Origin of the sequence: Uliginosibacterium aquaticum, assembly GCF_012972705.2 — a bacterium.
Classification (GTDB): Bacteria; Pseudomonadota; Gammaproteobacteria; order Burkholderiales; family Rhodocyclaceae; genus Uliginosibacterium; species Uliginosibacterium aquaticum.
The window spans coordinates 597638-611451 of the sequence record NZ_JABCSC020000002.1 but is presented as its reverse complement, the minus strand read 5'-3'; the positions used below and the strand labels follow the sequence as shown (position 1 = coordinate 611451).

The following is a 13814-nucleotide window of genomic DNA, read 5'->3' as shown; positions in this document are numbered from 1 at the left end:
GCCGTGGCTGAGTCTGGAACAGATTTCGGGAGTGTGCTGCTGCGTGCCTGGCAGGGTCAGCTTGATCTGCTGCAGCTCTTCAATGCTGCTGCGGGTCTTGATGCGCAAGGCCTGTTTCCACTCTCGGCCGTGCTGTACCAGACCTGGCTGCAGCGCAATCATTCCGATCGTCAGCAATACGTCTACTTCAATCTGGGGTCCGCCTTGCTCAATGCGGGCGATCTGGAGCCTGCCCAGGCCGCCTATCAGAAGGCGGCAGAGCTGGATGCCGGATTCATCCAGCCACGATTCAATCTGGGTATCGTGCAGGAGCGGCTTGGGCACATCGCGGATGCACTGGAGATGTGGCGTTGGGTGACGGTCAATGTGAACCAGGAGGACCCTGAGCAGCGCGAGATGCTGATCTCGGCGCTGAATAATATCGGGCGGGTGCAGGATGCTGCCAAGCAGTACGGCGAGGCACATGATTGCCTCACACGCAGCCTTCAACTCAAACCCGATCAGCCTGATGTGCTGCACCACTGGGTCTTCATTCGGGCACGGCAGTGTGCCTGGCCGGTGTATTCAGCGATCCCTGGTGTGAGTCTTGAAGCCATGCGTGCGAATACCTCGGCGCTGGCCATGCTCAGTCAGAGCGATGATCCGCAGGCCCAGCTGGAGGCTGCGCGCAACTATGTGCGCAAGAAACTCGCGCCGCTACCGCCTCCGCTTACGGATGGCAGCCGCTATGCACATGACAAGATTCGCGTGGCCTACTGCTCGTCGGACTTCTGTCTTCACCCGGTAGCGATGCTGACGGTCGAGTTATTTGAATTGCATGATCGTGAGCACTTCGAGGTCTACGGCTTTTGCTGGACGCGCGAGGATGCTTCGCCGATTCGCCAGCGTATCGCCAAGGCTTTCGATCATTTCATCCGTATCGATACGCTGGATGACGAAGCTGCTGCCCGCCTGATTCGAGAGCATGAAATAGACATACTCATCGACCTGCACGGGCAGACGCTCGGTGCGCGCGCCAACATGCTGGCATATCGTCCGGCACCGGTTCAGATCACCTATCTGGGCCTGCCGGCCACCACAGGGCTGCCATCGATCGATTACGTGATTGCTGATCGCTTTCTCATCCCGGAGGAAAGCACTCCGTTCTACTCCGAAAAGCCGCTGTACATGCCGGACATCTATCAGGTCAGTGACCGCAAGCGGCTCTGCCTGCCGCCGCCGAGCCGTGAGAGCTGCGGCCTGCCGGTGGATGCTTTCGTGTTCTGCTCCTTCAACAACAATTACAAATTCACACCGGCCGTGTTCGAGGTCTGGATGCGCATCCTGCAGCAGGTGCCGCATGGGGTGCTGTGGCTGCTCTCGGACAATCCGTGGGCCGAGGCCAAACTGCGCCGTGAGGCGCTGGCACACGGCATCAATCCGGCCCGTCTGATCTTTGCGCCGCGTGTCGCACCCGAGGCTTACCTTGCGCGCTACATGGCCGCTGACTTGTTCCTCGACACATTTCCCTTCAATGCCGGCACCACTGCCAACGATGCGTTGTGGGCGGGCTTGCCGGTGCTGACGTGCCCCGGGCGGACCTTTGCCTCGCGCATGGCCGGCGCCTTGCTCACCGCAGCAGGCTTGCCCGAGCTGATCTGTGCGGATTTTCCCGCCTACGAGCGCAAGGCCATCGAACTGGCCAACGACCCGACCACCTGTCGACGCCTGCACGAACACCTGCTGCAGCAGCGCGAACATGGTCCCTTGTTCGACAGCCCGCGCTTCGTACGCCACCTTGAGCAGCATTTCCGGAGATTGATCCATCATGAAAATTAGCCTGCCCTGGGGGCGCCTGTTCCGCAGCGCTGACGCCATGCCTGCCGAACCGTCTGCAGCGTCCGCATCGAGTGTCGCTGCGCCCGCGCCTGCCATCCCGGCGCGGCGCCTGGTCTGCTACTGCGATGGCGGTTTTGGCAATCGCTTCAATGCGCTGGTCACCGGCCTGATCCTGGCTCGCCGGGCGGATTTGCCGCTGGAGGTGGTATGGCCGGTCAACAACTGGTGTGGGGCGCGCTTTGGCGAACTCTTTGATAGCCCGCTGACGGTGATCGAGCGCGAGCTGGTGAGCTTCGTGGCCGAGAAGGGCGAGTACCAGTATCTGATGACCGAGGATCACCTGCAGCAGGGCGTGAGCTTCCGCTCGCCGCTGGGCTTTGAGCAGGAAAGCGAGCTGCTGGCCTGTGTGGGCGGCGATGACAAACCGGTGTTTCTCTACACCCCCTTGATTCCGGCCTGCCTGCCGCCGGACGAGGTGCTGGCTCAGGTGCGTGCCTTGCAGGTCCGTCCGGAAATCCAGCGCCGAGCGGAGGCTTTCCTGGTTGCAAAAGGTTTGCAGGGCGAGTTCTTTGGTCTGCAGATCCGCAAGACTGATTTCGGCGCCAATGCGGCGGACGACGAGAATCTCTTCAATCTCGTCAAATCCTTGCCGGATCGGCGCTTCTTCGTCTGTTCGGACGATGCCGGTGTCGAGCAGCGTTTTGCCAGCCTCGCCAATGTGGCCGTGCATGCCAAACAGGCTTATGTGGAAAAGCTTAATCCGGGCGACTGGATGGATCCGACTCAGGACTGCAGTGGTCGCATCTATCACGGCAACATTAATCGCAGTGCCGCCAGCGTGATTGATGCGGTGGTGGATCTCCTGATCCTTTCGCATTCAAAAGTGGTGCGCACTTCGGGCAGTACCTTTCTGAGCACCGCCTTGCTGCTGCAGGCGGCACGCGCTGACGTGGCTACTGCGCCGGTTGTGCCGCAGGCGGCGGCCGCAAGCATTGTGCCGGCGCAGGCCTACAAGATGAGCCTGCCCTTGTTCGATACGATCCGGGCACTGGGCCTGCCTGCCCCTGCCGGCATTCTGCAGGTGGGAGCCAGCTATGGTCAGGAGATGCAGTATTTTCTCGAGAACGGCATTCGCGCGGGCCTCTTCATTGAGCCCCTGGCGGAGCCTTTTGCTCACCTGGCGAGCGTCTGTCGAAAGATTCCAGGCTATGTGGCGATGCAGGCGCTGTGTGCCGACACGAGCGGGCAGACGCATACCTTTCATGTCGCCAGCAATGGCGGCATGAGCAGCAGCATCCTCAAGCCGGCGCAGCATCTGCAGGTCTTCGATTATGTGAAATTCCCCACCAGCGTCGAACTCGTCTCCCACACCCTGGACGAAGTCATGGCCTTCGTGTGTGAGTCCGGTCACAGTGAGACGCTGGACAAGCTCGATACGCTCTACATGGACACTCAGGGCGCCGAGCTCCGGATCATGGTCGGTGCGCCGCAGACGCTGAGGCAGATCAACTACATCTTCACCGAAGTGATGCGCGGCGAGCTCTACGAGAAGCAGGCTTCCTTTCAGAGCGTGTGTGCCTGGCTCGATGTAATGGGTTTCACCCTGAACAACGTGTATTTCGGCCCCGGCCATACCGGCGACGCGCTCTTCATCCGCAAGAGTCTGCTCGGTTTGTGAGGGGCGCGGGCAGGGCGCCGAGGCGCGCCCTGATCTGCCTCAGCGCGCGTACACGTCACCCCACAGCAGACTTTCGCTTGAGGCACTGTTACACAGGATCTGAATCAGCTGATAGAAGGGCAGCCATTGCTGGAACTGGAAGTTTTCTTGCTCTCCGAGTGAGAGATTGAACTCCTTGTAGCCCAGGCAGATCAGGCGCTCGATCACTTCCATCGAGCGCGGCATGAACTCCGCCGTGAATTCGAAAGAGAGGATGCCGATTTTCGAGTTCAAGCCCTGGACGACGTTGCTCTCGTAGCCTTCCACGTCGATCTTGCAGTAGCGCGGCACGCCGTACTCGGCAACCAGAGCGTCGAGCGTGGAGATTTCGACTTCGGCGGTCTTGTCCCACACGACATTGGCAAAACGGCCGGTCTTCCAGTGTTCGGCTAGCGTGCTCAGTACCGGGGATTTGGAGCAGATATTCATCGTCATTCGCCCGGGCAGCTCGCCGAGGGCTTTTTCGACGACGGCCGCATCAAGCTGGCCGCCGAAGCGCTGGCGCAACCGGGCCGCCATTTCGGGCTGCGGCTCCACGCAGACCACGCGTGCCTTGTGAGCCAGAAAGACCGCCGCCTTGTCACCCAGATTGGCACCGATATCGAATACCAGATCGCCCGGATTGAGCAGCTTGAGAACTTCGTGTTCATTGGCCATGTTCGGGGCTCCGTGCACACTTGAAGGGGTCAGAAGGGATTCAGGCACAGGTCGGCCTGGAAAGGGTGGTTGGGGCGATCCAGCGGGCCGGGGATGGGCTCGCGGGAATAACCGGCAAAGCCATCCAGATCACGGCGCAGGTAGCTCAGTTCCAGTACCTCGGGGATCGGCACGCCTTCCACCATCACGAAGCCCTTGTAGTTGTTGGCGTGCAGATGAATCGGCGCATGGTGCTTGCCCAAGCATTCAAGCAGATGCTTGACGCGGCTGAAGAACAGCGGGTCGGCAAGCTTGTTGAAATCATGCAGCTCGCAGCAGATCACCTCGAAGGGCAGCAGGGCGTCCGGATTCAATTGCTCGAAGATCTCGTATTCACCGCCTTCGATGTCGAATTTGAAGAGAGGGTGTTGTGGTGTCCCTTCAAATTGAGCGCAGATGTCCTGCAGGGACAGAAAATCTCCTTCCGTGCGTGGCCCCCAGCCCTTGCGAAAGAAACGGAAAAATGGGTGCTCGACCGGCAGCTTTGCAACCGTGTGATCGAACTGGATTACCTTCGCTCCGCGTTGGGCCAGCGCCAGATCGAAGCTCACATCCGGCCCCACACCGATCGAAACGACGGCATCACAGTTCAGTGCCTGGCTTGGCACCACGTAGCCACCGTCATAGTCATTGCCGAGGCGGACCTTGCCTTGGCTGCGCATCGCCAGCGGACGCATCAGGGCCATCATATCCAGGATGCGATGCTGGCGGCGTGGGTCATAGAGGTTCATCGGGCGTCCTTGTCGGGCTGGAGCAGAGGAATCAGTTCGCGGATGGCGCGATCCCAAGAGTGCTGTTCGGCATTGCGCCGCGCCGCCTGGCGTAGCGGGTCGGCGGCGTGTGCCGGGCGTGGGCCGGAGAGGGTTGCTGCCGTGACGAGGTTTTGCAGGCACGAAAAATCCGGATCGACCCAGCAGCAGTCCATGTTGTCGCGCAAGGGCCCGCGCCTGAAAACGCTGGCGATCTTGCTGATGTCCGTGGCGTCGCAAAAATCGTCGGTGGCACCGCCGGAGCTGACGATCACCGGGGTGCCGCAGGCCTGTGCTTCGAGCACAGGCAGGTTGAAGCCTTCGGCGCGATAGGGCGATACGTAATGGTCTGCGATGCCATATAACAGGCGCATCTCTCCCTGCGAGAGATTCTGCGAAACGACCATGATCGCGTTCAGCACCTCCTGACTGAGCAGGCCCGGGTGGCTGGCGGCGACTTGCTGCAGCACACTATCGACCGGCAGGCCGTACAGCGCCCGGGCATCCTTGAGGATCAGGCGAATGTTGGGCTGGCGCTGATGCGCAAGGGCGAAGGCACGCACCAGAAGATCGATGCCCTTGTTCCAGGTGGGGACGCCGACGTTCAGAAACACCACCGCATCTGAAGGAATTCCCAGCGCAGCCCTTTGGCTGGCTAGTTCGGCGGCGCTGAGCGGAGAGAAAGTGGCGAGATCTACGCCATGGCGTACGACGCGGATCTTGTCTTCGGCGAAACCGAAGTCGAGCAGACGATCACGTGACCAGCGGGTGGGCGTGGTGAGCAGATTCTCACCCGTCGTCATCAGACTGAGGTCCAGATCCGGATTCTGCAGATTGCTGCGCTGGTAGCCCAGCTCCGTGATGGCATAGCTGATGGTGCGGCGGGCACTTGATCCAGGTGTATGGAGTGGCGAGCAGATGCGATATACACAGTCGGCTTCCTCTTCAGGGATTGGCGGCATGCCCATGATGAAGGTGTCTTCAGCCGCGCTGAAGCCCGAGGCGTGATCGCGTGCGTTCCAGTGCTGCAGGAACCAGGGCATGTCCCGGTGAAACAGCTCGAATCCGCCATGGCGCGCCAGCGCCAGGATCTGGTGCTGGTTGACCATGGCGAAGGAATGACTCACGCCACGCCAGCCGGCAATCAGGATGCGTTTCATCGGGTGCCTTCAAGGGGATCGGCTCGTATCAGGCAGTATGGAGGAGGGCAGGGCTTGAAAAGACCGGATAAAGGGGAATTTGTCCGGTCAAACCCTGTGCTTGAAGCCATCCGCAGCTTGGCCGGCTGTGGTTTAATCCCGGCCCATGGATGATGAATTCAGGATTGTTGCCCTGGTTGGAAAGTTCCGCAGCGCGGATGTGGCCGAGTCGGTCATGCGCATGGCGGCATTTCTGGCTGGGCGCGGGCTGGAGGTCTGGCTGGAGGCAGGCACTGCCCATGCCGTAGGCCATACCGGCGCTGAGCGCGTGCTGAGTTTTGAAGAGATTGGTGAAGGTGCTGATCTGGTCATCGTGATGGGGGGCGATGGCACCATGCTTACCGCCGCGCGTGCCCTGGGGGTGCATCAGCTGCCGCTGGTGGGGGTGAATCAGGGGCGCCTGGGCTTCCTGACGGATGTGTCGCACGAAGAAATGTTCGAGCGGGTCGGCGAGATCATTGATGGCCGTTACCTGCGCGAACGTCGCTCCCTGCTGGAGATCGAGCTGTGGCGTGCCGGTGAGTGCATCCATTCAGGCATGGCTCTGAATGACGTCGTGCTGTCGCGTGGCGAGATCGGGCGCATGATTGAGTTCGAACTCCGGGTGGATGGCGAGTACATCTACACGCAACGCTCCGACGGCATGATCATTGCCACACCGACAGGCTCCACTGCATACGCTTTGTCGGCCAATGGTCCGATCCTGCACCCGCGCCTAGCCGGCATCGTGCTGGTGCCCTTGTGCCCGCACGCGCTGACCTATCGGCCGCTGGCGCTGGCGCAGGACAGCGTGGTCGAACTCAAGATTCTCGGCGAGCGCGATGCGATGGTGCACTGTGATGGCCAGACCATATTCGAAGCCACGCTGGGTGACAGCATCCGCGTGCTGCGCTCGCAACAGGGCGTGACCTTGCTGCATCCCGAGGATTACAGCTATTTCAATGTGCTGCGCGAGAAGCTCCACTGGAGCGCGTTGCCGCCCCAACTTAACTGATCTGTTGCCAAGCGAAGAAACCAAGCCATGCTGCGCCGTCTGCTGATTCAGGATTTCGTGCTGGTTGATCGTCTGGAGCTGGATTTCCGGGCGGGCTTCGGTGCGCTGACCGGCGAGACCGGTGCCGGCAAATCTATCCTGCTGGATGCGCTGTCTTTGCTGCTGGGTGAGCGTGCCGATGGTGGTGTGGTGCGTAGCGGGCGTGACAAGGCCGACCTGGTGGCCGAATTCGATCTGGCTGAGGACTCCCCCGCCATCGAATGGCTGGCGTCGAATGATCTTTCGGGCGATGAAGGCGTACTGCTGCTGCGCCGCGTGGTGGATGCCGGCGGTCGTTCGCGTGCCTATATCAATGGCCTGCCTGCCACGGCCACCCAGTTGCGCGAGCTGGGCGATTTCCTTGCGGACATTCACGGTCAGCATGCACATCAGGCCTTGCTGCGTGCGGATGCCCAGCGCGATCTGCTCGACAACCACGCTGGCCTGCGTGGCCTGGCGCGCGAAGTCGCCGGCCTGTGGCGCGACTGGCAAGGCGCCCGCAAGGCCCGCCTGGAAGCAGAGCAGGGCATGGAAGCCTTGCAGCATGAGCGCGATCTGCTCGCTCATCAGGTCGAGGAATTGCGCGCGCTGGCTTTCGAGGTGGCGGACTGGGAGGCGCTGAATGCCGAGCATGCCCGCCTCGCCAATGCCGCGGGCCTGATCGAAGGTGCGGCGGCGGCACTGGACGCCCTCAGCGAAGGTGAGGCGCCGTTGGGTGCCGAGACCGAACGTGTGGCCGCGCGCCTGAGTGAGCTCGCCGGCTATGACGCTGCGCTGGCGCCGATTGCCGAACTGATTTCCGAAGCCGCGATCCGCATGGACGAAGCGGGCCATGAGCTGCGACGCTATCGCGATCGCCTTGAGCTGGACCCGGCCAGTCTGCAGCGGGCCGAGCAGCGCATCGAAGCCGTGGTGGGCATGGCACGCAAGTACCGGGTGTCGCCTGAAGGTTTGCCGGAGTTGCTGAGCGAGGCCTCTTCGCGCCTGGCCAGCCTCAGCGCGCTGGCCGATCCGGCCGCCCTGCAGGCACGCGAAGCCGAAGCGCGCAGCGCCTATCTGGATGCCGCCCGGCGCCTCTCGGCCGGGCGGGAGAAGACGGCTGCCGAACTGAGTGGGGCCGTCACTGCCGCCATGCAGGATCTGGCGATGGCCGGCGGGCGTTTCGAGATCGTGCTCCTATCCGAGCCGGAAGGCTCCGCCGTGGGGCTGGAAAAGATCGAGTTCCAGGTGGCGGCCAACCCTTCCCAACCGCAGCGCGCGTTGGGCAAGGTGGCCTCTGGCGGTGAGCTCTCGCGGATCGGGCTGGCAATCCAGGTCATCACTTCCGAATCACAAGCCGTGCCGACCCTAATCTTCGATGAGGTGGATTCCGGCATCGGTGGCCGCGTGGCCGAGATTGTCGGCCGCCGTCTGCGTGAGCTGGCGCAAGCCGGGCAGGGCCGCCAGGTGCTGTGCGTGACGCACTTGCCACAGGTTGCCGCACAGGCCAACTGGCAATGGCAGGTCAGCAAGCAGACTACGGCGGGGATCACTACCTCGCATCTGGTCGAACTCGATGAGGCCGGCCGGGTAGAGGAAATCGCGCGCATGTTGGGCGGCGTCAATATCACCGACACCACGCGCAGCCATGCTGCCGAGCTGCTCGGCACACGCAGCTGATCGGCTCCGCCGGCCACATGCGGCAATCGCGATCAAGACCGCTGCCGGGCCCGCTTGGCATACTTGCCGTTTCCTGATGACGTTTGAAAAGCAGCGCTCATGACTCAGTCTTCTCTCCCTTTGCAGCACCTTCTGCGCATTCCACTGTGGCCCGGCGTAGCACCCGGTTCCGAGGGCGTTCAGCTCACCGAAACCCTCACTGAGCGCAGCCCCGATCCGGCCGTCTTCATGGATCGCGCCGTGACCGGCATAGCCAGCCCGTACCTGACGGCCTATGTACCGTCCAAGCCGAATGGCACGAGTCTGGTGCTGGCGCCCGGCGGCGGCTATATCCGTGTGGTGCTGGACAAGGAAGGCATCGAGATTGCCGAGTGGTTGAACACCTTCGGCATTACCGTGTTCATCCTCATGTACCGCCTGCCCGGCGAGGGCCATGCTTCGCGCTCTGAAGTCCCGCTGCAGGATGCGCAGCGCGCCTTGCGTCTGGTGCGTGCGAATGCCTCGGCCTGGGGGCTGGCGGCAGACAAGGTCGGCGCCATGGGCTGCTCGGCCGGCGGGCATGTGATCGGTGCGCTGGCCACCCTTTTCGAGCGGCCGGTGTATGCACCGCAGGATGCGGTGGATCGCCAGTCAGCCCGGCCGGACTTTGTGTCGCTGCTCTATCCGGTGCTGACCATGGATGCGCGCTGGGCCCATGTTGGCTCGCGCGAAAAGCTGCTCGGCCTGTCGGCTGGCGAGGCCGTGGATCCGGCACTCGAAACCGCCTGGTCGTGTGAAGCGCAGGTCGGTCCGGCCACGCCTCCGTGTTTCATTGCTCATGCTGCCGATGACGCGTCCGTGCCCGTGCAGAATGCGCTGGCTTTCCACCAGTCTCTGCTTCAGCAGAATATTTCGGCCGCGCTGCATATCTTCGAAAGCGGCGGGCATGGTCATGGCATCCGCCTTGCCAAAGGCCATCCTACCGAAGCCTGGAGCGGGCTTTTCGAACGCTGGCTGCGTCAGCGCGGCCTGATCTGAACCCGGAAGGAACCCCATATGAATCTCGACGCCGATCTAGCCCGCATTGCCCTGCAGGAAGAGCGCCTGCAGTTCGAGTCCTTCGGCCCGGATACGGCCTGGGCGCTGGGCTGCCGCCTGCGTGAAGCAGCAGTGGCTGCGGGCCATCGCGTGGCCATCGAGGTGTGTCAGAACGGTTTTCCGCTCTTCTACAGCGCCTTGGCCGGCTCTTCGCCAGATAACGCAGACTGGATCCGGCGCAAGCGCAATGTGGTCGAGCGTTTTCACAAGAGCTCCTACGCGCTGTGCCTCATGATGGAAAAGCGCGGTTCTACGCTCACTGAGCGTTACGGGATTCCGCTTTCTGAATACGTGGCGGCGGGAGGAGGTTTCCCGGTCCGCGTGCGCGGCACGGGAGTGGTCGGCTTCATTGGCGTATCGGGCCTGGCCCAGCGCGACGACCATGGTTTGATCGTCGAGGTGTTGGCAGGAATGTTGGGCGTGGCGCTGGCCGAGGTGGCACTCGCTGCCGAATAAGCCCGGCAGCTTGCGTCGATCTGCTGGCTCTGCGAGGCTGGTGGCACTTTCTTTGCGCTGGACTCTGCCATGACTGACAAGGACGCACGTTTTCCCGCCTGGTTCTGGCTCACCCTGGCCGCCGCTGCAATGCTGGCGATCACCATGGGCGCACGCCAGTCGCTGGGCCTCTTTCTCTCTCCACTCAATACGGCGACTGGCCTTGGTGTGGCCAGCATCAGCTTCGCCATGGCCATCGGCCAGTTTGTGTGGGGCGCGGTGCAGCCAGTGGCAGGGGCGGTTGCTGATCGCCACGGACCGGGACGGGTGCTGGTGGCGGGGGTGCTGATCCTGGCCGCCGGGCTGGCGGTCACGCCCTTCATGGCGTCTACCTGGGGCTTGAGCCTGAGCCTGGGCTTGCTGATGGCGGCCGGCTCCGGCGCGGGCAGTTTCTCGGTATTGATCGGTGCCGTCGCGCAGCGCCTGCCGCCTCAGAATCGTGGCATGGCCTCCGGGATCATCAATGCGGGCGGCAGCTTCGGCCAGTTCGTGTTTGCTCCGGTGGTGCAGGGGCTGATCCTGCTTCTGGGCTGGATGGGTGCCCTTTGGGCGCTGGCCCTCATCACCCTGGCGGCCTTGCCGCTGGTGCGCGTGCTCAAGCGTCCGGCACATGATGAGGCGGCTGTCGCCAGTCATGCCGCTGCGACGGCGGAGCCATTGTCAGTGGTCTTGCGTGGCGCCTTGCGCGATCGCAGTTATCTGCTGCTGCACGCAGGATTCTTCACCTGTGGCTTTCATATCGCGTTTCTCGTCACCCATCTGCCGGGGGAGGTGAATCTGTGCGGGCTGCCGGCCGGCGTGGCGAGCTGGTCACTGGCATTGATTGGTCTGGCCAATATTTTCGGCAGCCTGTTTGCCGGCTGGTGCGTGCAGCGCTATCGCAGCAAGATGATCCTGTTCTGGATGTACGCCTCGCGGGCAGTGCTGATCCTGATCTTCCTGGCTGCGCCCAAGAGCGCGCTGACTTTCTATCTCTTTGCCATCGGCCTGGGTTTTACCTGGCTGGCGACTGTGCCACCCACGGCCGGGGTGGTCGGCAAGCTTTTCGGCACGCGTTATCTCGGTACGCTCTTCGGACTCACGCTACTGTCGCACCAGATTGGTGGCTTTCTCGGTGCTTGGCTGGGCGGTCTGGCGTTGGCAGGCTGGGGCAGTTTTGCCCCGATGTGGTGGGCGGATATCGTGCTCGCTGCGCTGGCGGCGCTGCTGAATCTGCCTATTCGTGAAGCACCACTGCAGCCTGCTACGGGGAGGGTGTCCTGACCACAGCTTGCCCTGCCGTTAAGTCTGTCGTAACCCCCGGTCGCGGGGAGTACCGGGCCGGTTGTCGGTATGTAAGACAAATTCCTACAAAGACTCTTCCAAAAGTTCGATTTGACTGCTAATTTCCGCTCCGGGCTGTGAAATAAATCACGGTTTTCGGCCCGTACAAAAACGAGACGCCAAGTAGCACCCAGGAGTCCGGAGACAGGCGGTAGCGCACCTTCCGGTGCGGTGTCGGGCGGGAGACGGGCGCAAGCCTGCCTCCCGGTTGACATGTCGGGTCACCCCTTGCGGTCTTCCCTGACCTGATCCAGAACCGCAATCCCCATCAAGTAGCGTTGCATGCCCTGAGGCTAAGCTCGCCGGAACAATTGTTCTTCCGAGGAGCTCTTTGCATGATCACGCGCCGCACCCTTCTGGCCCTATCCATCTCCGCAGCCTGTGTCGGTCTGGCCGGCTGCGCTACATCCGGGCTGGACAATCGCCCCGAACTCGCCGGAGTGGTCGCCGTAGGCGGCCCGTTGGCACATGCCCGGGTCAGCATCGTGGATGCCAAGGGCCTGCGCCGCAACGTTCAGGCTGATAGCCGTGGCCGCTATGAACTGGACCCGAGCGGGCTGACCGCACCGCTGCTGATCTCGGCCATCGAGGCCGGTAACAACAGCAATTGCCGTTACAACGCCACCCTGCGCGCGCGTTGCCTCGCTTCGGTGCTGACCGAGCTTTCCCCGGGCCGCAACATCGCCAACATCAATCCGCTGACCGACCGCATCGTGTCCGATGTGGCAGTGGGGCTCAACTACTACGGCCCGCAACAACTGGTCGATGCCGGCAAGGCGGCGGACATCACGCCGGCTGCTGTGGCGGCGGCCAAGAAAACCTCACTGGAGGGATTTGCAGCCGCCTTGAAGGCCGCCGGTGTCAGTGAGGTCGAGCGCTTTGACGCGGTGACGACCCCGATGCAGGCCAATGGCAAGGGCCTGGATGCGGTGCTGGAAGTGGTGAATCACAACCGCAATTACCATAACCCGAGCAGCGAGTCCGCCTATACGGTGCTGACTGACATCAGCTTCCGCCCGATCGTTGGCCTCAATGGCAGCGGCCCTTACGAGGCGCTGGATTTCAAGCGCGCACAGCAGGAGCTGGCTGCGATCAAGGCGGCCAAAGTCCGCGTACTGGTGGTCGGCGACTCGACGGCGGCCACCTACGAACTGGAACGCATGCCGCGCATGGGCTGGGGTCAGGTTTTTGAAGCGAATTTCCGGCCCGAAGCTGGCGTGAAGGTGCTTAACGCCGCGCGGGCAGGGCGCAGCTCGAAGGATTTCTACATGGGCGGCTGGTATCAGCAGATGGCGCGCTTCATGCAGCCGGGGGATCTGGTGCTGATCAATCACGGCCATAACGATCAGAACTGCGATGGCAGCAAGAAGGAGCGCGGCGCAGCCGATGTGGCCGGGCTGTGCAGCTACCCGAACGACGCCCAGGGGCGTCCGCAGTTCCCGTCAGGCAAGCCCGAGATGAGCTTCCACAATTCGCTGCTGCGCTATGTGGACATGGCTCGCGCAGCAGGTGCCACACCGGTATTTCTGACACCGACCACGCGTGTCTGGAACAAGGATCGCAAGCCCGGCTTCCCGGTGGTGCCGCAGCACCTTACGACGCAGAACAGCGCCCAGGGCTTCGCCTTCGTGGGCGACTACAGCCAGACCGTGAAGGACGCGGCCCGTGCGAGTGGCGTCCCGCTGATCGATCTGGAAGCGAAAACCATCAGCTTTGCCAATGCTCACCAGCAGGACTGGCAGAACTACTGGCTCGCCATCGGTGATTTCAAGGCCTGGCCCTGGTACGCCACCCAGAGTGCCGGCACCGCGAAGAACCCGGATACCACGCACTTCCAGCAACGGGGCGCCGAAGCCGTCGCTGCGCTGGTCGCGCAGGGCCTCAAGGAGACGCCCGCGCTCAACAGTTACGCTGTGCTGCTCAAATAGCGCGCGACCCCCTGTCTTGTCTCATTGCCCGGCACCCGATTCAGGTGCCGGGCTTTTTTTCGCGTCTGCTGCAGTCTGCCGGGCCAGTCGTGCTAGTATCCGCGCCTCTCGCAGCGGTGC

General features: G+C 62.5%; 11 protein-coding genes. 8 read left to right on the top strand and 3 right to left on the bottom strand.

The features are described 5' to 3' along the window. Positions 1-3: 3 nt before the first annotated feature. Positions 4-1818, top strand: coding sequence for an O-linked N-acetylglucosamine transferase, SPINDLY family protein (locus tag HJ583_RS10290; protein WP_170021824.1), 1815 nt, complete (start codon positions 4-6; stop codon positions 1816-1818). Continuing rightward, entirely contained in the window at positions 1808-3496 is a 1689-nt protein-coding gene (locus tag HJ583_RS10285) for an FkbM family methyltransferase (protein WP_170021823.1), read from the top strand. The genes HJ583_RS10290 and HJ583_RS10285 overlap by 11 nt, the downstream gene beginning before the upstream one ends. 39 nt (positions 3497-3535) lie before the next feature. Here the strand turns inward: HJ583_RS10285 and HJ583_RS10280 are convergent, their stop codons facing one another. Genes HJ583_RS10280 through HJ583_RS10270 form a run of 3 tightly spaced genes read right to left on the bottom strand, consistent with a single transcriptional unit; the run spans position 3536 to position 6140 of the window. After that, positions 3536-4192 carry an FkbM family methyltransferase gene (locus HJ583_RS10280; RefSeq protein WP_170021822.1) on the bottom strand — a complete coding sequence of 219 codons (657 nt, stop codon included), beginning with the start codon at positions 4190-4192 and terminating at the stop codon, positions 3536-3538. A gap of 29 nt (positions 4193-4221) precedes the next feature. Next, positions 4222-4962 (bottom strand): hypothetical protein, encoded by a 741-nt coding sequence (locus tag HJ583_RS10275; RefSeq protein WP_170021821.1) that lies wholly within the window; start codon positions 4960-4962, stop codon positions 4222-4224. After that, on the bottom strand, positions 4959-6140 hold the full coding sequence (locus HJ583_RS10270; RefSeq protein ID WP_170021820.1) for a glycosyltransferase family 4 protein: 1182 nt from the start codon (positions 6138-6140) through the stop codon (positions 4959-4961). Before HJ583_RS10270 ends, HJ583_RS10275 begins: the two co-directional genes overlap by 4 nt. Positions 6141-6285: 145 nt before the next feature. Between HJ583_RS10270 and HJ583_RS10265 the strand changes: the two genes are divergently transcribed. The 6 genes from HJ583_RS10265 to HJ583_RS10240 all read left to right on the top strand — a co-directional run bounded on the left by HJ583_RS10265 (position 6286) and on the right by HJ583_RS10240 (position 13694). Continuing rightward, on the top strand, positions 6286-7173 hold the full coding sequence (locus tag HJ583_RS10265) for an NAD kinase (protein WP_170021819.1): 888 nt from the start codon (positions 6286-6288) through the stop codon (positions 7171-7173). Between the two features lie 27 nt (positions 7174-7200). Beyond that, positions 7201-8871, top strand: coding sequence for a DNA repair protein RecN (recN, locus tag HJ583_RS10260; protein WP_170021818.1), 1671 nt, complete (start codon positions 7201-7203; stop codon positions 8869-8871). A 99-nt stretch (positions 8872-8970) separates the two neighbouring features. Continuing rightward, a complete protein-coding gene (locus tag HJ583_RS10255) occupies positions 8971-9888 on the top strand; it encodes an alpha/beta hydrolase (protein ID WP_170021817.1) in 918 nt (305 codons plus the stop codon). An 18-nt stretch (positions 9889-9906) separates the two neighbouring features. Then, positions 9907-10404: a heme-degrading domain-containing protein gene (locus tag HJ583_RS10250; protein ID WP_101942432.1), complete on the top strand. Its 498-nt coding sequence runs from the start codon at positions 9907-9909 to the stop codon at positions 10402-10404. A gap of 69 nt (positions 10405-10473) precedes the next feature. Further along, positions 10474-11706 (top strand): MFS transporter, encoded by a 1233-nt coding sequence (locus tag HJ583_RS10245; protein WP_170021816.1) that lies wholly within the window; start codon positions 10474-10476, stop codon positions 11704-11706. A gap of 395 nt (positions 11707-12101) precedes the next feature. After that, entirely contained in the window at positions 12102-13694 is a 1593-nt protein-coding gene (locus HJ583_RS10240; RefSeq protein WP_170021815.1) for a GDSL-type esterase/lipase family protein, read from the top strand. The last annotated feature ends 120 nt before the right edge of the window (positions 13695-13814 follow it).